Origin of the sequence: Nitrospira sp. (genome assembly GCA_024998565.1) — a bacterium.
GTDB lineage: Bacteria > Nitrospirota > Nitrospiria > Nitrospirales > Nitrospiraceae > Nitrospira_A.
Genome location: JACOEM010000012.1, coordinates 113622 through 136498 on the forward strand (window position 1 = coordinate 113622; position 22877 = coordinate 136498).

The 22877-nt window shown below is 58.5% G+C and carries 19 protein-coding genes; 18 read left to right on the forward strand and 1 reads right to left on the reverse strand.

Annotated features, from left to right (window positions below):
• Window positions 1–127: 127 nt before the first annotated feature.
• The 18 genes from H8K11_17235 (at window position 128) to H8K11_17320 (ending at window position 21926) form a co-directional block, all read left to right on the forward strand.
• Complete coding sequence (locus H8K11_17235; GenBank protein MCS6265495.1) at window positions 128–2098, forward strand: polysaccharide biosynthesis protein; 1971 nt, start codon at window positions 128–130, stop codon at window positions 2096–2098.
• 85 nt (window positions 2099–2183) lie between these two features.
• Window positions 2184–3818 carry a hypothetical protein gene (locus tag H8K11_17240; GenBank protein MCS6265496.1) on the forward strand — a complete coding sequence of 545 codons (1635 nt, stop codon included), beginning with the start codon at window positions 2184–2186 and terminating at the stop codon, window positions 3816–3818.
• 112 nt (window positions 3819–3930) lie between these two features.
• On the forward strand, window positions 3931–6564 hold the full coding sequence (locus tag H8K11_17245) for an SLBB domain-containing protein (GenBank protein ID MCS6265497.1): 2634 nt from the start codon (window positions 3931–3933) through the stop codon (window positions 6562–6564).
• Between the two features lie 18 nt (window positions 6565–6582).
• Window positions 6583–7809, forward strand: a complete 1227-nt coding sequence (locus H8K11_17250) for a hypothetical protein (protein MCS6265498.1) — start codon at window positions 6583–6585, stop codon at window positions 7807–7809.
• Between the two features lie 118 nt (window positions 7810–7927).
• Window positions 7928–8944, forward strand: a complete 1017-nt coding sequence (gene hpnH / locus H8K11_17255; GenBank protein ID MCS6265499.1) for an adenosyl-hopene transferase HpnH — start codon at window positions 7928–7930, stop codon at window positions 8942–8944.
• Between the two features lie 101 nt (window positions 8945–9045).
• Window positions 9046–9435: a hypothetical protein gene (locus H8K11_17260; GenBank protein MCS6265500.1), complete on the forward strand. Its 390-nt coding sequence runs from the start codon at window positions 9046–9048 to the stop codon at window positions 9433–9435.
• 283 nt (window positions 9436–9718) lie between these two features.
• Window positions 9719–10258, forward strand: a complete 540-nt coding sequence (locus tag H8K11_17265) for a carboxypeptidase regulatory-like domain-containing protein (protein MCS6265501.1) — start codon at window positions 9719–9721, stop codon at window positions 10256–10258.
• A 212-nt stretch (window positions 10259–10470) separates the two neighbouring features.
• Window positions 10471–10977 (forward strand): c-type cytochrome, encoded by a 507-nt coding sequence (locus tag H8K11_17270; protein ID MCS6265502.1) that lies wholly within the window; start codon window positions 10471–10473, stop codon window positions 10975–10977.
• A 65-nt stretch (window positions 10978–11042) separates the two neighbouring features.
• Complete coding sequence (locus H8K11_17275) at window positions 11043–12746, forward strand: cytochrome ubiquinol oxidase subunit I (protein ID MCS6265503.1); 1704 nt, start codon at window positions 11043–11045, stop codon at window positions 12744–12746.
• Between the two features lie 39 nt (window positions 12747–12785).
• Entirely contained in the window at window positions 12786–13592 is an 807-nt protein-coding gene (locus tag H8K11_17280; GenBank protein ID MCS6265504.1) for a c-type cytochrome, read from the forward strand.
• Window positions 13593–13597: 5 nt separating this feature from the next.
• Entirely contained in the window at window positions 13598–14536 is a 939-nt protein-coding gene (locus H8K11_17285; protein MCS6265505.1) for a ubiquinol-cytochrome c reductase iron-sulfur subunit, read from the forward strand.
• On the forward strand, window positions 14537–15652 hold the full coding sequence (locus H8K11_17290) for a cytochrome bc complex cytochrome b subunit (GenBank protein MCS6265506.1): 1116 nt from the start codon (window positions 14537–14539) through the stop codon (window positions 15650–15652). It abuts the gene before it with no gap.
• An 18-nt stretch (window positions 15653–15670) separates the two neighbouring features.
• Window positions 15671–16693 (forward strand): hypothetical protein, encoded by a 1023-nt coding sequence (locus H8K11_17295; protein MCS6265507.1) that lies wholly within the window; start codon window positions 15671–15673, stop codon window positions 16691–16693.
• A 28-nt stretch (window positions 16694–16721) separates the two neighbouring features.
• On the forward strand, window positions 16722–18602 hold the full coding sequence (locus H8K11_17300) for a cytochrome ubiquinol oxidase subunit I (GenBank protein ID MCS6265508.1): 1881 nt from the start codon (window positions 16722–16724) through the stop codon (window positions 18600–18602).
• Window positions 18603–18668: 66 nt separating this feature from the next.
• On the forward strand, window positions 18669–19289 hold the full coding sequence (locus tag H8K11_17305) for a cytochrome c (protein ID MCS6265509.1): 621 nt from the start codon (window positions 18669–18671) through the stop codon (window positions 19287–19289).
• A 27-nt stretch (window positions 19290–19316) separates the two neighbouring features.
• Window positions 19317–20042 (forward strand): cytochrome c, encoded by a 726-nt coding sequence (locus H8K11_17310; protein ID MCS6265510.1) that lies wholly within the window; start codon window positions 19317–19319, stop codon window positions 20040–20042.
• Between the two features lie 40 nt (window positions 20043–20082).
• Window positions 20083–20910, forward strand: coding sequence for a hypothetical protein (locus H8K11_17315; GenBank protein MCS6265511.1), 828 nt, complete (start codon window positions 20083–20085; stop codon window positions 20908–20910).
• A 2-nt stretch (window positions 20911–20912) separates the two neighbouring features.
• Window positions 20913–21926, forward strand: coding sequence for a c-type cytochrome (locus H8K11_17320; protein ID MCS6265512.1), 1014 nt, complete (start codon window positions 20913–20915; stop codon window positions 21924–21926).
• A gap of 4 nt (window positions 21927–21930) precedes the next feature.
• Here H8K11_17320 and ubiA read toward each other — a convergent pair whose 3' ends face one another.
• Entirely contained in the window at window positions 21931–22776 is an 846-nt protein-coding gene (gene ubiA, locus H8K11_17325) for a 4-hydroxybenzoate octaprenyltransferase (protein ID MCS6265513.1), read from the reverse strand.
• Between the last annotated feature and the right edge of the window lie 101 nt (window positions 22777–22877).

Sequence of the window (22877 nt, forward strand, 5' to 3'; positions counted from 1 at the left end):
AGTCCCTCCGGCGTCTCAGGGCCTGGGTCTTATCCTAGGGCTGGATTCGGCGATTGGAGACGGGGTATGTTCGTGAGTATGGCTTGAGGCAATGGCCCTCAGGAGCTCCTCTTGTTCGGACTGAGTCATGCCGATCCTGTTTCCCACAGTCTTCTCCGCGGTTCAGCGGCGCCTGTTGCTGTTTGTAGGCCACTTGGGACTGGCTGCGCTTTCGAACTGGGTGGCATTTCTGCTTCGCTTCGATGGAAACATTCCTGCGCAGGAATGGGACCTGCTCGTGGCGATGCTTCCGCTGCTGCTGATCATCAGGGCGTTCACCTTCTACCCCTTCCGGCTCTATGACGGCATCTGGCGGTACACCGGTCTGTGGGACCTCCGTAATCTTGCGCTGAGTATCGCCGTCAGCTCGTTGGCTTTTGCCGGGGTGGTGCGATTCGGGCTGGGTACGCGAGCCTATCCATCCTCCATTTTTGTCATCGACGCCTTGCTGCTGTGGTGCCTGCTGGCCGGGTTGCGAGTGCTTCCCCGGCTGATACGGGAAGCGGGTTGGTTTCGGACCGACCGGAAGCGGGTGCTGATTGTCGGCGCCGGGGATGCCGGAGCCATGATTGTGCGGGAAATGCGCAATCATCCTTCCTACGGCTATCGTCCGATCGGGTTCGTTGACGACAATCCGGCGAAAGTCGGGCACCGCATTCATGGGGTGAGAGTCCTGGGAGACCGGGATTGCCTCTCTCACATCATCGCCCGACAGGCTCCCGACGTGGTGCTCGTGGCGATGCCCAGTGCCAAGCCTGCCGCGATTCGGGCGGTGGTGAAGGTGCTGGAGCCGTTCCATCTCCCCATTCAAACCCTGCCGAACTTACGGGATCTGTTGCAATGCCGGGTGGAGGTCAGCCAGATTCGGAATCTGTCCATCGAGGACCTCCTGGACCGGGTTCCGGTCGATCTGGATCCTGAACCGCTTCGCGCATTGGTGCAGGGGGAGCGGGTGTTGGTGACCGGAGCCGGAGGGTCGATCGGCGCGGAATTATGCCGGCAGGTCGCCGGGCTGGCTCCTGCATCCTTAGTGTTGCTGGACCGTTATGAGAACGGGCTGTTTGCCGTTGTGAACGAGTTAGTGGCGGCCGGTAAGACGTTCGTGGCTCCGGTAATCGGCGACGTCACCGAGGTCGGTCAGATGAACCGGTTGTTTGCCGAGTATCGCCCCACGCTGGTGTTTCATGCCGCTGCGCATAAGCATGTGCCGCTCATGGAGGGAAATCCCTGCGAGGCGGTCTTGAACAATGTCGGCGGGACCAGGGTGGTCGCGGAGGCCGCCCATCGGCATGAAGTCGACCGTTTCATCCTGATCTCGACCGACAAGGCGGTGAATCCGGTCAGTGTGATGGGGGCAAGCAAGGGGGTTGCGGAACTGCTGGTGCAGCGATTGGCCCGAACGTCCCGGACGGTATTCGCCACCGTGCGATTCGGGAATGTGTTGGGCAGCAATGGTAGTGTGGTCCCGCTCTTTCTGGAGCAGATCAAAGCGGGGGGGCCGGTGACGATTACGGACCCCAATATGCGCCGCTATTTCATGCTGATGACCGAGGCCGTGCATCTGGTGCTCCAGGCCGCACGGTTGGCCAGGGGAGGGGAACTCTTCGTGTTGGAGATGGGCGAGCAGATCAGCGTGGTGGAGATGGCGCGCAATCTGATTCGTCTGTCCGGATTGGTTCCCGACAAAGACATTGCCTTGACCTATCTCGGTTGCAGGCCGGGCGAGAAACTGACGGAGGAACTGGTCGCCGGTCACGAAACGGTGGAGTCGACTACGGTTCAGAAAGTCCTCTGCATCCGGCCGGACCTTGCGCGTAATTTCGCTCAGTTGTCCGGGCTCGTGGCCAGACTGGAGGAGTCTGCTGCGGAGGGGCATGTGTCGAAGGTACTGGCGCTTCTCTGCGCCATCCTTCCCACCTACTGCCCGGCCGGCACATCGTTGAGCCAGGAGCGGGGAGGCGAGACTGATGGTCTCCTGTCCGAAGACCCCGCGCAGTCTCCAGCCGGCATAGAGACGGGCGCCGGCCTTGCGCCGACCGCTCCGCTCAGGCGGAAATGATGCGTCGCCACCGTTCTCTGTCGGAGATTCAGGCCGCACGGCTCATGCTCGAACTTTCCCTTTCTACTCCTGTCCGGCCTGCCTTGTGAAAATCCGTCGCCTTTCATTCGCGCTCAGTCTCGGCCTGGCGCTGTGGCTCTTACTGAACGGGATTGCCCTGGCCTCCAGCAATGTGCCGCTGCACCACTGGAGTTATGACGCCATTGAGCGCTTGATCGGATTAGGCGTGATCGACCGCGCGTTAATCGGCGCGAAACCGTTCAGCCGCATGCAGGCGGCCCAGTATGTGGCGCGGGCGGTCGAGCGAGTCCGCGCGGATCAGGTCGAATTGGACGGTCGGGAGGCGATTGCCGAACCGCTCCTGGAACGATTGCTCGCGGAGTTCCGTCCGGAACTCATTCGTCTGGGTACCGTCCGTGCGCGCCCCGACGATAAAACCGGCGCCTTACGGTTCGGCGCCCGTGTCACGTCGGAGTTCGATGCCTCCTCGATCGGCGGCGGCCAGACCGTGCGGTTTCGCGAAAATCGAGGCGGGGAATACTCGGTAAACGGCGTGCAGAATCAAACCGATGTGCGCGCATGGGCGGAGTTGAGCGACTGGGCCGCGGTCATGGTGCAGCCGAAGTTCATCAGCAATCGCCATCTCTTGGGATTGGGTGCGACAAACAACAGCGGAAATTTCTACCTGCGCGAGTTCAGCCTCAAATTGAGTTATGCCAATGTCGCACTGGAAGTGGGGCGGGGGACGCAGTGGTGGGGGGCCGGCTATCACGGATCGTTACTGCTGACCGATCACGCGTTCCCGATGGAAATGATCAAGCTCGGAACGGAACGCCCGTTTCAATTGCCGGGATTTCTCAGCGGGCTTGGGGACTGGAAGGTCAATGCGTTTCTAGGTCGCTTGGAGGAGAATCGGGATTTCCCGCGCGCGAAACTGTTCGGGCTGCGGCTCAGTTACCTGCCGGCTTCCTGGCTGGAGTTCGGACTCACTCGTCTGACGCAGTTCGGCGGCCGCGGGCGTGACCAGTCATTCCCCGGAGTGGTGTTCGATGCCTATATCTCGGAGCCCAATCAAACCGGCAATCGGGATGTGAATGAGCAGGCGATGGCCGATTTCCGGCTCCGGATTCCTTCGATTCCCTATCTGATTCCCTTTCCGGCCGGGCTGCAGCTCTACGGCGAGGCCGGAACGGAGGACAAGTGGTCGCAACTTCCCGTTCCAAGCCGTACCGCCTTTCTGGGCGGGATCTACATTCCGCAGGTGTTCCAGGGGGATACGCTGGATTTGCGTATTGAGTATGCCGACACGGACTACGGCCGGCGGCGTCATCCCGAGCTGCGCCAGGTCTGGTACAACAATTCGCCCTATACCAGCGGCATGCGGTACCGCGGGTTTCCGCTCGGGCACCATATGGGAACCGACGGAACCGACTTGTTTGTCCGCACCACTCGATATCTGACCGACACCTTGCAGCTGGGCGCGAATTTTAACCTGCAGGAGAGGGATCGCGGGCAACCGGTTCATGAGAAGAAACGGGAGGCGGCCGTGGATCTCACCTGGTGGTGGTCGAACCGGACCCAGCTCACGGTGGGTTATACGTTTCAGCGTCTCAAGAATCCCGGGCAGGTTTCTCAGATTACCCCGTTTGTCGAAACCTTCGCCGCCGGCGTCGAAGCCCAGAACCATTTGTTCTGGACTTCTCTGGCCATGCAGTTTTAGGCTACCGGTTTGGCTGCTCGGCTATCGCCTGGCCGGAGGACGGCTCGATTATCCTCAGGCAGTGTCCACAGTCTGCCGAGTCTCGGCCTCGTGCGGGAGGGATTAAGAAGTTATGGTCGTGAGTATGATCCCCCATCATCGTGCCACTCTCCCTGCGCGCCGGGTTGCCCTCTCCCATGCCTTGATTTGGATGTTGGTGTCGTCCTTCATCCTGCCGCCGTCGCTGTTGGCCCAGAATCTTCCGCCTCAAGCCGTGCCACCCGGCATGATGCAGCAAGCGGCGCCTGGTACTCCCGGTAGTCTGTTCACGCCCGGCGGCTTCAACGCTCCCGGGGCCGGGGGCGGTTTCGGGCAGGCCATCGTCACCAACCCCACCGCATTGCAGCCGATTGTGCCGACCCAAACTCCCTGTCCGATTCCTCTCCCCTCCGATCTCGGTTCGAAGGGAACGGTTCCCAACTTGAATGATTATTGGCCTGTCGAACCGAGCAGCCTGTTGCCCAGTTCGATCGAGCAGCGGATGAAGCAGGAACAGGAAGAACGCGACCGCCGGCAGGAAAAGCTGCAGGCCGAGAAGGAAAAATCCAGTATCGAGTATCAGGTTCAGGTCGAACGTGAGAAAAGGGGTGTTTCGCAGCTGCCGTTCGGGCAGGGAGTCGTTCCCAGTCTTCAACAGCCTGCCGCTCAAACTCAGGGCCAGCCGGGGAATCCGCCCGGAGGCCAACCGGGCGGGGTGCGTTCCTTGCCCGAAAAGAAGGCCTTTACGGCTGAATTGCTCCGTCAGCAGGACTTCAATGTTGAAGAGGCGTTCGCCGAGTTTTCCGTGTTGCACGGCGTGAAGAGCCGCGTGCGACAGTTCGGCTACGACTTTTTCGAAGCGCAGGCCAATACCTTTTCGCCGATCCAGGATGTCCCGGTCGGGCCGGATTTCATCGTCGGGCCGCAGGACTCGATTGCCGTCCACATTTGGAATGTGCCTGACCCGAGCTTCAATCGCAGTTTCATCGTGCCGGTCGAGCGTGATGGGATGATGGTGATCCCGCAGGTAGGGGCCATTCCTGTCGGCGGCCAGACTTTTTCACAGGTCGAGCAGACCGTGCGGTCCAGACTGAGCAATCTCCTGAAGCGATTCGAATTGCACCTGTCGATGGCGCGGATCCGGACGATCAAAGTGTATGTCGTCGGCGAAGTCATCCGTCCGGGGGCCTACGAAATCAGCGCGTTGGCCACCACGTCGAATGCGCTCTATGCCGCCTGCGGCCCGGCCCGTTCGGGATCGTTGCGCCAGGTCAAGGTGATGCGCGAGGGGAAGACTGTCGCGGAACTGGACCTGTATGATTTTCTGCTGCGGGGAGACCGACGTTTCGATCAGCGTTTACAGTCGGGAGACGTGGTGCTGGTTCCGCCGCTCGGTCCGGTGGTGGCGGTCAGCGGATCGATCAAGCGCCCGGCGATCTACGAAGTGAAGCCCGGAGTGCGTTTGACGGAACTCCTGACGCTTGCCGGAGGTCTCACGCCGCTTTCCGACCGACAACGGTGCCATCTGTTCCGGCTTGATCCTGAACGGGGCCGGATTATGGTGGATGTGGATCTGGTCGGCGCGCTGGCGTCTCAGGGTCATGAAAAAAGCCGGCCCGGTGTGGCCGGCGGCGATCCGGTTCTACTCGACGGAGATTATGTGCGCATCGGCATTCTCCCGACGCAAATTACCAATGTGGTGAGTCTTGTCGGGGCCGTGAAAAGCCCGGGCCCGTACGAATACCGCCCCGGCATGAAGGTGAAGGATCTGTTGATTCACGATCAGCTCACCATGGATGCCTATGCCGATCGTGCCGAAATCGTGAGGACCGACCCGGTCACCTATCAAACCAAAGTGATTCAATTCAGCCCCCGGGCGCTGCTCGAAGGAAGCGAGGCTGACAATCACGTGCTTCAGCGGTTGGACCAGGTGGTTGTTGCCAGCCAACATCGCCCACCCAATCTAGTGCTGGTTGAGGGGGAGCTGAAAAGACCGGGCTATTTCACGATCGAAATGGGTGAGCGATTAAGCTCCGTCTTGAAGCGTGCCGGCGGGGTGACGCAGAACGCGTTTCCCGCCGGGCTGGTATTGTCGCGGGAATCCGTCAAGCTCCGGCAACAGGCCGAGTTGGAACGGTTTGTGGCATCGGAACGTCAACGGCTGACGGCGCAGGCGGCGGGAGGAGCGGCAGGCGCCTCCGGACTGAGCACGGCCGCGGTGTTATCCACTGGCGGAGGATTGGCCGAGCAACAGGTGTTGTCATTGCGGCTCCAGCAACTGGAGGCCATCACCTCCCGCCTGGAATTGGGGCGTGTGGTCATTCGAATGGACTCCATCGAGCAACTCGAAGGCACTGAAGACGATATCATCCTGGAAGCGCGGGATCGGATTTTGATGCCGACTCCGTCGCAAACGGTCAGTATCATCGGGTCGGTGAAGAATCCCAGTACGGTGGTCTATCGGCCGAGCCTGGGATTGGAAGACTACCTGCGTCAGGCCGGGGGACTGACCGAGGATGCGAATAAGAAAGAGATGTATGTCATGCGGGCCAACGGAACCACCGACTCCGCCTACCTGGCCGTGAAGGAATTGCGGTCCGGAGATACGATCGTGGTGCCTCAAAAGATCGAGGCCCGGACACCACAACTGGCCCTGTGGCAGACCGTGGCCAGTATTATCGGCAGCGTGGCTCTGACGGCCGCCGGTATCGCGGTTGTCGGTCGATGAGCGGGACGTGAGCACATCATGAGTCGGGTATTGGATACTCCTCAGGTGGTCATGACTCCTTCGCGCGGTCACGGGGCGAACCTGACGAGCCGCGAAGGGATGGTGCCGCAGGATCTCTTGTCGGTGGTCTCGCGGCGCCGGGGGCTGGTGGCGACGGTCCTAATGGTCTCGCTGCTGGGCGCCTTCGCCGTCAGTGCCCTCCTCCTTCCCAAAGCGTATGAATCGACCGCGACCCTGCTGCCGCAGCTGGATTCGAAAGAAGGCGGGAGTCTGGCGGCGCTGTTGGCGACCACCGGTGCCGGCGGGATGGCGCAGAATCTCGGGATGGGGATGCCCAGCATGCCGACGACGCCTACCGACGTCTTTGTGGCCATCCTCAAGTCGCGGGTGATGGCTGACGAGGCGATTGCCAAGTTCGGCCTGATGGCGGTGTACAACGAGCGGACGATGCACGATACCCGCCTCGAACTGGCAGAGCGGGTTCGGGTCAGCGTCTCGAAAGAAAAAGTCATCAAGGTGACGGTGGAAGATTCGGATCCTCAGCGGGCTGCCGATATCGCAGCCTTTTTCGTGAGCAGTCTGGACCGCCTGAACCGCACCTTGAATGTCAGCAAGGCCAGTTATAATCGCGCGTTCATCGAGCGGCGTCTTGCGGAGACGCAAACGGGACTGGTGAAAACCGAAGAGGCCTTACGGGACTTTCAGCGAAATAATAAAGCGGTGGCCGTCGAGGCGCAGTCCAAGGCCATGATCGAGGCTGCGGCCATGATCCAGGGGCAGATCACCGGCTATGAGGTACAACTGCAGGTGATGAGTGCCTACCTGTCCCCGGACAATCCCGATCTCTCACGGGTCCGTTCCAGCATCGAGGAGTTGAAGAAGCAGCTCGCCTTGCTGGAGTTCGGGAAAGGCACGAAGGGCGCCTCGCCGGGAGACCGCCTGCATCCGGCCATGGTGAGGGTGCCGGATCTGGCCCTGCAATACGGGCGATTGTTCCGTGAGTTGAAGGTACAGGAGACACTGTACGCACTGCTCACTTCGCAATATGAGCAGGCGAAAATAACCGAAGCTCGTGATACGCCCACGGTTCAGGTGCTGGACTCGCCTGTCCCTGCCGACAAGCAGATCAAGCCGCGGGTCGTCTTCAATACCGCCGTGGCCGGTCTGTTGGGAGCGTGCATCGCGATTATTCTCGCATACGGGCTGGAGGCGCGCGCCAGAAGAGCCGCCGGTCTGCCCGGTTGATCCCGCCGAAATTGACGATTTTTCAATCACAATGGTAGAATCCGCGCGGTTTGTCTGCTAGAAGGCCGGCAGTCTCAGTCGTACGTTACATTCACATTCACCAGAATAGGAGAGAGGGATGGCTGTTCCAGTCTCCCAGATGTATACAGTGACCAAGTACGTGTTGACCCAGAAACTCCGGGGGGTCAAACGGTATCCGCTCGTGCTCATGCTCGAGCCCCTGTTTCGTTGCAACCTCGCGTGCGCGGGGTGCGGCAAGATTCAATATCCGGATCATGTCCTGGATAAGCGGTTGACCCCGGCGCAATGTTGGGCTGCGGCCGATGAATGCGCGGCGCCCATCATCAGTATTCCGGGCGGTGAACCGTTGATCCATCCCGAGATGCCCGAGATCGTGCGCGGGCTCGTGGAACGTCAGAAATACGTCTATCTGTGCACGAATGCGATTTTGATGGAACGGAAGCTCGATGAGTATCCCCCGTCGAAATTTCTGACGTTCAGCGTGCACATGGACGGCCTGCGGGACGAACACGACCTGGCGGTCTGCCGGGACGGGGTCTACGATGTGGCGGTGAAGGCGATCAAGGCGGCGCTCAAGCGAGGGCATCGTGTCACGACCAACACGACGTTGTTCGACGACGCGAACCCCGAACGTGTCCGGAAGTTTTTTGATGAAATGATGGGGCTGGGCGTCGAAGGGATGATGATCTCGCCCGGATATAGCTATCAGAAGGCCCCGGATCAACAGCATTTTCTCAAGCGCAGTCGCACCACGGAATTGTTCTCCAAGATTCTGGGCAACCGGAAGCGCGGGTGGCAGTTCAATCAGTCGCCGCTGTTCCTGGAGTTTCTGATGGGCAAGCGCGAGTATCAATGCACGCCCTGGGGCAACCCCACGTACAACGTCTTCGGCTGGCAGCGCCCCTGTTATTTGCTCCAGGAGGGCTACGCGTCGAGCTTCCGGGAGTTGATGGAACAGACGAACTGGGATTCCTATGGCACCGGGCGTAACGAGAAGTGCGCGGATTGCATGGTCCATTGCGGGTACGAGGCTTCGGCGGTGGAGGATACGTTCGGGTCGTTCTCCGGGTTTGCCAAGACCGTGAAGATCACCCTGTTGCCGAATGCCCGCTAGACGGAGCGAAGACGATTGTGAGTCCTGCAGCTGTGAAGCGGTTCGGCCGCTGAGCCGGCCGAACGCTTCACGCATCACCCTCTAGACGATAAGAGATACCTATGACCGACGCGAAGTACCATGCGCCGGAGACCGGCAGCCTTGAAGGCCGGGTCTTTCGGCCGGCCTCCCTCACGGAACTGGCAGAGGCGATCGAGCTGGCATTTGACTACCGGGGCGATATCACCGTGGAATTGAAGTCGGGGGGGCACGTGACGGGATATCTCTTCAATCGCACCGCGACGGGTGAGCAACCCACCATTGAGATTTTTCCGGCGACCAGCAGTGGCACGCTGACGATTCCATTTTCCGAGGTGGTGGCGATCGCCTTCACCGGTGAGGACACGGCCACCGGCAAGTCCTGGGAAGCCTGGATCACAAAAAAGGAATCGGAGCGACGGAAGGATATTGATCGCGCTGCTGCGGAAGCCAAGTCACGCGGTCATCTATGAGCATTCGCGTTGCTGATTCGCCGCTGACCTTCCGTTGTGTGTGACCAGCGCGCTTGTCCGCGCCAGTAGCCGCAATTCACCCTCGCAAGTCTTCCATTTCCGCCGCTCGTTTCATCGTTGCTCCCTCCGTTTGACTCCATCCATTTGTTGACAAAGAGGGGGGGCTATGCTAGAAGAGTCGGCCTCAAATTTGGGGCGAGTCCGTGTCGATGGGGCCTCTCAAAATCAGGCTCTGGGCGGGATGTTTGTGAGGCCGAAAACCAGTCCGGCACGGGTCATACGTATGCGATGGCGGAGAGCGATCAGCAGGAACACCGCCTCGCGCGTCGCGGTCGTTTGGGGCCTGATTGCGACGCTGTTTGTGCCGTCGGTCCTGTTCGCGAGTCATGCCGCTGACCATCGATTTACCGTCGAAGGGTTTGTCTGCGGGAAAGACGGTCGGCCAGGCGCCAACGTCGAGGTGTTGGTCAAGGATACGCGGATCACGGTCGGTCAGACTGTGACGACAGATGGTGACGGGTACTATAAAGTCACCCTGCACCTTCATAACGATAATGTTGGCGACCCGCTGTTGGTTGAAGCCGGCGGGGAGCAAAAGAATTTTAAGATCCAGTTCGATCCGAACGATCTGGAGACGGAACGTAAGCTTCGGGTTGATTTCGGTAGCGGGTGCGAGCGCGATCTTGGTCCTCCGCAGTGGTTGTTGTACGGGCTGGGGATCGCGGCTGTTGCTATTGTGGGATGGATTGGGCTAAAGATCTCCCGCAAGCGGATGCGAGAAGAGCAACGGCGAAAGAAGGGACAGGGCAAGCGGCAGAAATAGGGCACGGTCCGTGGGGCATTGTTCCTCGCCGGATCGATTAGCAAGAAGTAGGCGGGGAAGTCCAAACGTGACCTCGTTGTATTGTGAGTCTTGACGCTTTTGCTGTGGCTGCTCATTGCGCCGCAGGGAAGCGTCTTTTTTTTCTGTCGATGGTAAATGGGTGTCGGTGCTTGAGAGGGCGCCGACATGAAGAAAGGAGCGGGAGCTTTTTTATGAAACAGGCAGGCATGAAGAGATTGGCTCTGATGGTCGGCATTCTTGGTTTTGGTTTTGGCGTCGCCGCCTGCGGTGGCGGTGGTGAAGGGGGAGGCGAAGGTCCGGTGGTTCCGCCGCCGCCTGCTCCCGCCGAATATGCCGACAAGCATATGCCTGCCGGTTGGTGGACGGATCCGAAAATCATCGAAGAAGGTAAGGAGCTGTACATCGGCGGCAAGAATCCTGACGTCAATTGCGCCAGCTGCCATGGCAAAGACGGTAAGCCGGTCAAGGCGGGTGCCCGGGATTTCCGCAATGGCGATCGCATGAAGTTGTATTCGGACTCGGTCTGGTTCTGGCGCATCTCAGAGGGCGTTCCCAACACCAAGATGAAGCCCTGGAAGAGCAAGTTGTCCGAAGAGGATCGTTGGAAGATTTTGGCGTTCGAGCGTTCCTTCGGGTTGGCGGGCAAGGGTTGGGACGCCAATAAGAAGGATTGGGTACCTGCTGATCAGGTGAAGTAGCTCACGCCGGGTTCGGTTCGAGTCACGGGTCAATCGGTTGGAATGAGGAGGAGCGGCGAGACATCATGAAAATCTGGCAGCGCTGTTTGTTGGTTATGTTCGCGCTAGTGGCGATATTGGGAGGGGTGGCTTACGCCCAGGCTCCCAGTGCGCCCCCCGTGGAGTTCCCTTATACCGGGAACCGAACGGCGGTATGGATCGTCGCTCAGCTCCACATTCTTTTTGCGGGGTTCATCCTCGGGGCCCCGATTTTCGTCGTGATCTCGGAGTGGCTGGGGTATCGCAAGCAGGATCCTCGTTATGACCGGCTGGCGAAAGAGGTCACCAAGGTCACGGTCATTCTCTACAGCATGACGGCCTTGACGGGCGGTCTCTTTATCTTTGTGCTGCTCGCAACCTATCCGCAGTTCACGACCTGGCTCATCAATCACTTCTTCCTGATTTTTGCGGTGGTGTACCCGCTGTTGTTTATCGGCGAGACCATCGTTCTCTACATGTACTTCTATACCTGGGATGCGTGGAAGGGCGAGAAGAAGGCGCGGCACATCGCGTTGGGCGTCTTGTTGAATCTCATTGGTTCAATCACGCTGTTCGTGATCGACGCTCCGACGTCCTTCATGAATACGCCGGTGAGGGCGGAAGGTATCTCGCCGGCCGAATTTTTGGCCACCGCCTCCCTGTGGGACAAGGTGTTCAATTACAGCTGGATGCCGCTCAACTTGCACCGTCTGGTGGGGAACGTCACCTTCGGTGGATTTGTGGCGGGCCTGATTGCGGCCTATATGTTCATGGGTGCCAAGAAGGACGAGGAACGGGCGTACTACGATTGGATGGGCTTCGTCGGCAACATGATCGGCGTCGGTGCCTTGCTGTTCCTTCCGTTCATGGGTTATCTGCTGGCCTATGAACTTTGCGACTACGACGCCTCCATCTGCCCCTACATGATGGCCGACCAGCTCTCCATGTTCTTCGAGATGCAGGGCGCCATGATCGGTCTCATCTTCCTGGCCAGTAACTACTACATCTGGCTCAGTATGAAGCGGATCGAAGGTGTCGAGCGGGTCAGAATGACGGTGATCGCGCCGATCGTGATGGTCTTGCTGCCCATCGTAATGACCAAGGTGTTGACCGACTATCCTGTGCCGGACCCGACTTCGTTGGCTTTTTTGCTTCCGCTTTTGCTGGCGCCGGTGATCCTCGGGAGATTTATTCCGATCACCGTCTCCTCCAGTACGGTCATTAAAGTCGGGTTCCTGATGGTCGTTGTCGGAAACGCCATCTGGATGACGCCCCATGGCTTTGTGCCCACGGGTGCCAAGCTGGTCGCCGAACTTGAATTGCCGTCCGATTGGAATTTCCTGGCGCTCATGCCGGCGAAGAACTCCGCCGCCTTCACGCTGGTGTTCGTCACGGTCGTGAACTATGTCATCTATAACCGGGCCGTCTCGCAAGGGACCATTGTCTGGGGCAAGATCGATTTTGCCTCGCAATTCGTCCTCGTCTTCCTGGCGTTCAGCGCGATTTGGACGATGGGACTTATGGGCGCCGTGCGATCGCTGCTACGGAAATACTTTCATGCGTATAACCTGTTGCCGGACTTCACCGCCGAGTCCTTTACGCCGACGCTTTCCTACTCGGCCTGGTGGATCACCGGTATTACCATCGTTTTTTACGCAGTCGTCAGCTTTGCCATCATCGTGACATTGCGCCCCTCGGATTCAAAGGGTCATGCACATGAGGGAAGCCCTGTTCCGGCAGGAGCTAAGTAGTCGGTCACCATACTGGAAGTGCGGTAAGCGAGGGTACTCATGGGAAACGTGATTAAGAAACTGGTCGTGGGGGTCGTGATCGGCGGGATCTTGTTCGGCGCCACCAAGGCGTTGGATTTCCCCTTTGTCTTTCAGGCGCTCTTCTTTGGTTATGCCATGCTGGGTGCCATCGTCTTCATGATTCTCGATTTTCCGACACTGAAGCCCTTTGGCGGCGTGAAAGCCGTCGGGGCATTGCTCGTGTTCTATGCCATCCTCTCCGTGGTGTACATCGCCGGCGCCTCGATGTGGCCGCAGTACGATCCCGAAGATGAGAAGGGCAAGATCGAGAAGATTCTGAAGCCCAAACGGGAGCATTACGAGGCCGGCAAAGTCGAGGTTCTGTTGCAGCGCGCCAAGGCGCTCGATGAAAAGGCCAAAGAGCTGACCGCGCGTTTGCAGGCATTGGGCGCGGCGCAGGCCCCGGCGGATCAAAAGGCCGGTGGAGAGGCTGCGCCGACGGCGACGACAGCCGCCTCTGGTGGTGATATCGCCAAGCTCGGTGAGGAGCAATGGCAGCTGCAGGAATGCTACAACTGCCACAAATTGAACGGTGAGGGCGGAAAAAAGCGCGGCCCCGAATTGGACAATATCGGCAACCTTCTGCCTGCCGCGGAAATTGCCAGGAAGATTCTCGATCCCAAGAGCTACAAGGCGGAAGGCTTTGAGCAGGAGTACGAGAAGGGCAAAATGCCCGACAAGTACAAGGACCTGATGGAGCCGAAAGATGTGGAAGCTTTGGCCGTCTGGTTGGCTGGTTACAAGAACGCTTCGGTCAATACGCCGAAGCCGATCAAGATGAAGTGAGCATCATGCAGCCGAAACTGAAATCCAAAGTTCGATGTACGGACGGTGAAGTCGGGGAGGTGCGCCGGGTCATTATGGACCCGCTCTCCCACGAAATCAGCCATATCGTGGTCGGCGCCGGCGCGGCGGACTCGGTCGAGCGCCAGGTCCCCATGGGACAGGTGCAAGGAGTGACCGAAGAGGTCGTGATGCTTCGCGGCACCTCGGCCGAGTACGCGACATTGCCGGCGTTTAAGCGTGACGAGTATGTCACCACTCATGAGGTGGAAATTGCTCATCTGGAAGAGCGCATCCACGTCACCCCGGGTGAAGTGCTGGTTCCGTTCCCTGAGCTTGAGCGTAGCGTCAAGCGTCGCACCTTCTTTATGAACTTCACGCACGCCATCGGCTTTCTGATTGGTCTGCCGATCGCATTCCCAGTCCTGCGGTACCTGATGAAGCCGATGTATGCCCCGTTCGACAATCAGTGGCTCAAGATCGGCAATTCCGGAAAGATCAAGCAGGATGACGTCGGTGTCCAGTTCAAGTACAAGCGGAAGATTAAAGAAGCCTACATGCCGGAACAGGAAATCGACAAAAACGTCTGGGTTCTGAAGGCGACTCCGAAAGTCCTGGAAACCGTGTATCAAGGCAAAGACATGGAGTTTCACGACGCGGCCGGAAAGCTTATCTGGACCAATAAAAAAGACGTGCCCTACATCGCGTATTCCGGCAAGTGTCCTCACCTGGGGTGCGGGTTCAAGTGGCGGACCCACAAAACCCTCGGGCAGGTCTTCCTCTGTCCCTGTCACTTGAGCATCTATGACGCGGCCGGCAAAGTCCTCGATGGGCCGGCTCCCCGCGCGTTGGATCCGCTTCCCATTAAGGTTACTGCAACGGGCGACATTACCATTATCGATATGGAATTCAAGGCGGGCACGAAGGCCCAGGTTCGGATTGTCTAAATGGATACGACTACGCAGCCGACGACCACTCAGCCCTCAGCCATTGAAAAAGTCTTAGCCTTTGTCGACGAGCGCGTCGGGCTGAAGACTCTGCAAGCCAAAATGCTCAACGAGCCCGTCCCTGGCGGGTCGCGATGGGCCTATGTATTTGGCTCCGTCCTGCTCTTTATTTTCATCATGCAGGCGGTCACTGGCATTCTGTTGATGTTCTACTACGTGCCGACCGCAGACCATGCCTATGCGAGCACCCAGTACATCATCCACTCAGTGGATTACGGCTGGTTCCTGTTGAGCTATCACTTCTGGGGCTCAACGGCGATGGTCGTGTGTGTGTTCGCCCACATGTCTCAAGTCTTTCTCTGGGGCGCCTACAAAAAACCGCGCGAACTCATCTGGTTGGTCGGTTTGGCCCTCTTCGGCATTGTCATGGGATTCGGATTTACCGGCTATCTGTTGCCGTGGGACCAACGGGCTTACTGGGCCACGACGGTCGGCGTTGAGATCATGGACAAGACGCCGCTTCTCGGCGATTTCATGGCTCGCTTCCTGAAGGGGGGCGCGACCCCTGGCCAGATGACGCTGAGTCGCTTCTTTGTCATCCATGTCATGGTTCTTCCGGCGGCCTTGATGGGTCTGGCGGGACTGCATCTCTTCCTGTTCCGTAAGGCCGGCCCTGCCGGACCGTTCCGTGGGAGCGTGGAAGAAATTAAGGCTAAGACCGACTACTTCTTCCCCCGTCAAATCTGGAAAGACATTGTCGGGATGGTGGCGGTTTTCCTGTGCATCTGTAGCCTCGCGTTCTGGGAGCCGATTGTGCTTCTGGAAGAGGCCACGCCGGATCCAGGAGACTACCATCCGGAGCCGGAATGGTACTTCCTGTTCCTCTTCCAGCTCCTCCGGCTCAAAGTCTTTGCCGGCGAGTTCGGGCAGTTCCTTGGTGCTATCGCTCTGCCCGGTGCGTTCATGGCGTTGCTTGCCGCATTGCCCTTCATTGATCGTGATCCGGAGCGGAATATCTTCAAACGACCGATCGCCTTGATCGGATGGATTGTGGTCATGGCGAGCATTTTGATTTTCACCGTGGCGGCAATCATCAACCGCGAATTTCTGGAATAGGCGGAGGATCTTGGGCACATGACTGGTCGAGAGACGATGTCGTCATTTAAATTGGGGCTTAGCATTCTCTGGCCGGCCTGCTGGACCGCCCTGCCGATCAAGATGGCGTTTGCCATGTTGTTTATGGCGATGGGGACGATCCATCTGGAGACGAAACTCGGCATTACCTTCCTGATGCTGCTCATGACTCCGGTCAGCGTCTTTGCATTCTTCGTGATCTCGCTAGGTGTCGGCTTCCATTTTGGAGAAGGGACAGGCCTGCCGCTATTGTTCCTACTCTGCATTCCCATCGATATTTGGTCGCTGGGCCTGGTTGCGCGTACCGTGTTTTTGGAGCGGCTGCGGCTTGAGCCCCCTGCCTCATTGGGCGTCGGACTGTGGGTTCGCTTCGCGGTCGCCGGGGCGATCTATCTTCCCTTCTTGTGGGTGGTACAGGGCGGCGCGACCGATCTCGCTCGTTCAATCACGAAGTCCATTTTGGATATGGATATGCTCAAGAGCATGCCGGTCGCTGAGCGAATCGGTCTTGAGTTTACGGCCTGGGGTAGTGCGTCATTGGTGGTTCTCCTGGCGCTGACCTATGTCGGCCTTTCGATTCTTGGAAAGCTGGTTGAAGGGCGTGTTGCCGGGGCTCAACCGGCGGGGGACACTTACCAAGAGCTCATCTCGCGCTGGGATATGATCCGCGTGCCTGCCGATCAGAGCTTGATGTTGACGGCCTTTACGGCTGCCGGCGCAGTACTGAGTATCCTATTCTGGGCCGTGCTTCCGGTGTCCACTCCACACCCGCACGAATGTTGTAAGCCTGCTACCGAGGCGGTCGCTCCACCCTTTGATGCTCAAAAGTCGCTCTTAAAAGGAGAGAAGGCATTCAAAGATGCAGAGCTGAAGATTGCCGCAATCGAACAGCGAACCGCAGAAGACGAAAAAGAAAAACAGAAGGGCGGCAAGGAGAAAGCCGGTGTCAAGGATGGCGCTCCCAAGAGTGACGGTAAGCCTACGCAATCAACAGCCGGGAAACCGGCGGGAAGCGGCAAATGACATCATGGCGAATGACGAGGTGAGAACAATGATGAACCAGGGTCAGATCGTCACAAATAACGGGCGCCGAATTGCAGGCCGCGCCGCCCTCTTGGCCGGATGTGCTGCACTGCTCGCATGGGTGGGTCTGCCGGATATGGCTCTCGCTCAGGAAGCCGCGCCGCAGGCTCCGACCGCCTATCGAGACATCCCGTATATCGGCAGTCGAAACCTTGTCTGGATCATCGCCCAGCTCCATTTGCTGCTCGCCGGCTTCGTGCTTGGCGTGCCGATCTTTGCGTGGCTGTGCGAAATCGTCGGCTGGAAATCAGGAGATAAGCGCTACGACAAGCTGGCAAAAGAGTTCACCAAGCTTCTGACGTCTTCTTACGCCACGACGGCCCTGTTCGGCGGTATTCTGTTGTTCCTGCTCATCGGTTTCTATCCGAAGCTGATGGCCTATCTCACGGATATCTTTTTCCCGTCTTTTCTCGTTTACTGCTGTCTCTTCCTTGTCGAGACAGCCACGCTGTACCTCTACTGGTACGGGTGGGACGCCATGGCCGAGGGCAGCGGGAAGAAGTTTCACATTTTCCTGGGATTCCTCCTCAATGTCTTCGCGTTCTTCATCATGATCGTGCCCAACTCGTGGGCGACGTTCCAGTCCAGTCCGGTGGTGATTTCTGAGGGCAGCGACTTCGCACGGGCCTGGGCTGCGACCTGGAATCCGACCTGGTGGCCGGTCAACATTCACCGCTTGATCGCCAACGTGGTGCTCGGTGGTTATATTTGCGGCGCTTACGCCGGCATCCGGTATCTGTCCGCCAAAAGCCAGGAAGAGCGGTATCACTACGATTGGATGGGCTACGTCGGAAACTTTATCGGCGTGTTCGGTCTGTTGCCTCTTCCGTTCGCCGGGTACTGGCTGATGCGGGAAATTTATCAGTACAACCAGCAGATGGGTATCACGCTCATGGGCGGATTCCTCTCTTGGTTGTTCATTCTGCAGGCGATGTTGATCGGCGTGCTCTTTCTGGGCTCCAATTACTACTTCTGGCTCGGTATCACCCATCGAATTCCTGGGTCCGAAACTCAATATCGCAAACCGATTATGGCGATGTTGATTATTCTCCTTCTATGCCTGGGTGTTTGGATGACGCCGCACTCACTCGTCGCCAGCCTCGAAGAGGCCCAGAAAATGGGAGGCACACACCACCCGTTACTGGGAGTCTTCGGTGTCATGTCGGCCAAAATGACCGTGTCCAATCTGATGGTGCTCGTGACGTTCATGAGTTTCATCATGTATTGGCGTGCGGGTAAAGAAGATACGGCCGGATGGGCCAGGGCTGCCAAAGCCCTTATGGGCGGAGTGCTCGGACTGGCCGGTATCGCCGTGATCGTACTCGGCGTCTGGGGATACTTCGTTCCGGCGATCATTCGCATCAACTACTTCTCGACATCCCAGGTCGGGATCGTAATTTTCGTCATGCTGACGATTACGCCGCTGACCGCTCTCCTGCTGAAGAGCGCGAAGACCACCACGGAAATGGTCTGGGGGAAAATGCCGCCTCGGGCCGGCTATGCGTTGGTGCTCAATGCGGTCATGGTTATTCTGCTCATGACGCTGATGGGCTACGCGCGTTCTTCTTCACGCGTTCACTGGCATGTGTACGGCGTTATGCGCGACTCGTCACAGTATGCTTTCTCGCCGGCCCTCGGGTATGCGGCCGCATTGATGGCGCTGAATACGTTCCTGTTCTGCATGTTGGTCGCGTTTATCTTCTGGGTGGCCACGATGGGAGACAAGGCCAAGGCCGCCGCCAGCACCAAGGGGTCGGTAGAGCCGGGAGCCATTCCCGCGATGGCCGGCGGGTCGCCGGCGCTGGATGGGCCTGAGGCCGAGGCTTCTGAGGAAAAACGTCCGGTCTGATCGGGAAGATGATCTTCCCCTGGTTACCAGGGGTGGGTCGTGATCATTATCCTTTGTTGAGGACTTATGAGTGAAGTAGTCAAACTGCAGTTAATCGGTCTCTGTGTCATCGGACTCGGAACAGTGATCCTCCTGTTCATCAAGGGGCAATTCATTCGGGTCATTGGTTTCGTGGCGATCGTGCTGGGACTGTTTTCATTGGTCGCACTGGCCGTTCCCCAGATGGCCTCATTGCCGCCTGCTGAAGAAAGCATCAACATCGCCGATATCAAGACGCCGACGGACATGGCGACGATCGGGCAGAAGATTTTCTTCAGCAAGGGCCAGTGTGCGCTCTGCCATTCAATCGGCCCGAGCGAATCGGCACGCTGTCCGGATCTGAAGGGCATCGGGGCCAAGCTCTCCCGCGAGTTCATTTTTGAGAGTTTGACGGAACCGCAAGCCTATCTCTACCTGGACTACCGACACGAGGGCGTTCCGAAGGAGTATCCGGCCCGGATGCCGTATATCAACAAGAATCCGATCGGTCTGTCGAAGAACGAAATTCTATCTGTCATCGCGTTCCTGCAGCAGATGAGCGGAGAGCCCATCAGTGTGAGTCCGGCGGAATTAGATTTGCCGCGGCCCACTCCGGCGCCGGTCAAAGCGGCTGATGCCGGGGCGCTCGCAATGGCACAGGCTCGATAGTTGGCGGTGAAGTAGAGGAGGGTGGTTATGGGAGGCGTACTCGTTCGACCGGTAATCCTGACGGTCTGCATTTATCTGTTCTTAAAGTTCATTGTCCCGAATTTGCCGCATTCCGCGCCGCTGCCTTCGAGCTTGATCTTCCTATACCTGATGCTGACGACCGCCGGCATTGTCATTTTTGCGACTCTGAGCGGCGCCTCGAAAGACGCATTTTTCGGTCCGATCCTGCGTTTCCTCACCGGAGAAGGCGGAGGGGCGCTGAGCAGTGCGCGGTATCTCGTGCTGGCGTTGTTCCCCTTGTTGGTGGGATGGCAGACTTACGGTAGCACGGCCTCCAGTGATGCACCACCGGGTGAAAATCGCACGATTCATCCCGCTCCTCCGGGAGAATACACGGGGCTTTCGAATCCGGTTCCGAAGACCCCCGAGAATATTATGTACGGCAAAGGCCTGTACGCCTCGCGTTGTGCTCCCTGCCACGGGAATTTCGATGGGAAGGGCTTCGCTGCGCCGGGCTTCACACCGCCGCCGGCCAACTTTAAAGATCCGACGACGATCGCCATGCTGCAGGAAAGCTATCTCTTCTGGCGGATCAAGAAGGGAGGCGTAGGCCTTCCTGTCGAAGGGATGCCATGGAAGACGGCCATGCCGAGATGGGAACTGGAGATGTCCGACGAGGATATTTGGAAAGTCATTATGGGCGAGTACGATGGAGCCGGACAGAAACCAAGAACGTGGGATGAGTCCGAGTAATTTCTCCGATCAGGGACTGCTGAGCAATTAAGGGGAGCGTATGGCACGAGTGAGGAGACCAGGAACGAGTTGGTGGGTTGGGGCCGTCGGCCTTGTGGGGCTGTGCGTGGCCGCCGAAGTGCAGCCGGCCTATAGCCAGCAGAGCGTGTCGGTGCGCGCCGCGCTCGTGAAAGGATCCCTTCCGGCAGATGATCCGACGGCAGCGGCCTGGGCGACCGCGGCGGTGTCGGAATTCCCGATGTCTCCTCAGGTGCATTGGCCGGTCCGTATTACCGATGTCACGGCTAAGAGCGTCAAGGTTCGCGGACTTCATGACGGTACCACCGTGGCTATCATGCTGGAGTATAGCGATCCATCTGAAGATCCTGATGATGCGGCAGCGCTGGAATTCATGGTCGGCGATACCAAGGCCCATTTCGCCCACGGCCAGCCGATGGCCCAGGTAGAGGGTGGCCCGGTCAATATCTGGTATTGGAAGAACAAGGACGGTAAGGGCGCAGACCTGGGAGCCAAAGGTTTCGGCACGTTGAAACCGCACGGACATCAGGATGTCAAAGCCAAAGGCGTCTACCAGGGCGGGGTCTGGAAAGTAGTCTTCTCTCGTGCCTTAAGCACCGAGCATGTGGCTGAGGATACGCAATTCCAACCCGGGCAGTTCGCCAGCATCGCGTTTGCCGTCTGGGACGGTAAGAAGATGGAGACCGGGCAGCCGAAGGAAAAGGGGTCTGAAAAGGCCATTTCATCCTGGTGGTACTTCCGGGCCGATGCGCCGCCGGACTATTCGCCGTACATGTATGCATTACTCGCGGTGGCCTTAGCGTTGGGCTTTGAGTTGGTCCTCGTGAGACGTTTAAAGAAAGGGTCGTGAGCATGAGGGCGTGGCGAAGAATACGCGTAGTTGGAACGGTCGCAGTGGTCGTCGGACTCTCGGGCCTCATTGGATCCGGGGGTTGTTCGATGTTTCAAAACGAACAATCCGCGAAGGGCAAGAAGCTCTACGCGCACTATTGCATGCACTGCCACGGTGAGAATGGAAGACAGAATGAGGGCTTCAATTGGTCCTCAATGACCGACCCGAAACCGAAGGATTTGTCCAATAAATCTGAAATGGGCACATTCAAAGACGAAGATATCTTCGCCACGATCTCGCGCGATATGAAGGATACGAGCCCGAACGGCGACAAGATCGGTGACGATGAGTTTGCCGTGCCGACTATGCCGACCTTCAAGTACACGCTGTCAGAGGAAGAAATCTGGGGCATCGTCGGCTATGTGCGCTCCTTGCATGGCAAGAAATTGGAATTTAACGTCGAGGGTCGGAAGAAGGAGCTCCAAGACGCCCTGCAGGCCGCTGACCAAAAGTATAAAGAGGCGGAGCGTTTAGAACAGGAAGCCGAGAAGAAAGCCAGTGACGAGGCCGACAAGAAGGGCGTGGAAGTCGACGACAACGCCTATGCCAAAGAAATGCAGGCGATGGGCCAGGCCAAAAAGGAACTGGACCTAGCGACGGCAGCCGTGGCGAATTTCACCACCCGGCCGGGAAAGGGCGTCAATATTGCCCGTCCAGACCTCAACATGAAGCCGGATGCGGCCGCGAAACTGGTGGAAGTCGGCAAGCAGATTTATGTGACCAAGTATGGCTGTAACGGATGCCACAAGATCGGCGACGAGGGTGGAAAAGTTGGTCCTGCGTTGGATCGTGCCGGATACCGTTTGAATCCAACCTGGGTCTACCGGTGGCTGCGCAACCCGCAAGCCATGAAGCCTGATACGCGCATGCCGAGCTTGGGATTGAATGATGCGGATGCGAAGGCTGTGGCGCTCTATTTGAAAACACTCCGCGCTCCGAAGCCCGATCAGCCACTCGGAAAAGTGGGCGAATAGCCGACTAGGGAGTGTGACTCAGGGTCCCGATCCAGATACCGACGAGGATTGCTACGCCTGAATAGACATGCTGTTTAAACATGGCGAAAGCGATCTGCGGACTGACGGGCGCTTGTAATCGTCGCACTTGCCACAGGAAGACTCCGGTCGGCATGGCCAGCATAAGATAGTATCCCATCCCGAGGCCGGACAACCGCCCGGCCGCCACCAGACACACGACCATTCCCACAAGGAACAGCCCGACGGCTACCGGGACGGCCTCTCCGAAGAGAAGCGCGGATGACTTCACGCCGATGCGGCGGTCATCCGCGCGGTCTTGGAGCGCATAGATCGTATCGTACGCGATGGCCCAGCAGGTCGTCGCGGCAAAGAGCCACCATGCCGGCGCGTCGATCGAGCCGCGTGAGGCAGCCCACGCCATTACGGCTCCCCAACCGAAGGCAATGCCCAGCACCCCTTGCGGAATCTGAATCCATCGTTTGCTGAAGGGGTAGATCGCCGCCAGCAGGAGGGCGATAGGACTCAAGAGCATCGTGATGGGATTGAGCGTGATCACCAGCGCGGCCGCGATCAGTGCCAGGCCCAGTGCGACAACCAGTGCCTGTCTTGGCGCAAGGCGACCATCGGCGAGCGGCCGAGTGCGGGTGCGTGCGACATGCTTGTCGAAATTGCGGTCGGCCAGGTCGTTGAAGACCACGCCGAGACTACGCATCACGAAGGCTCCCAGAGTAAAGACGGACAGCAGCCATATCGGTGGTCGGCCATCATTTGCGAGGACTAACGACCAGAGGCTGGGCAACAGTAAGAGCCAGGTGCCGGACTGATTCCGTAGCCGGATCAGGTCGGCCACCGCGCTCCAGGACCACGCGGGTGTTGAGCGGTGAGGTGAAGGACTCGCGTTCACGCGCTGGACCATAACCGAGCACAGGAGGACTGTCAACGCGGCATCGC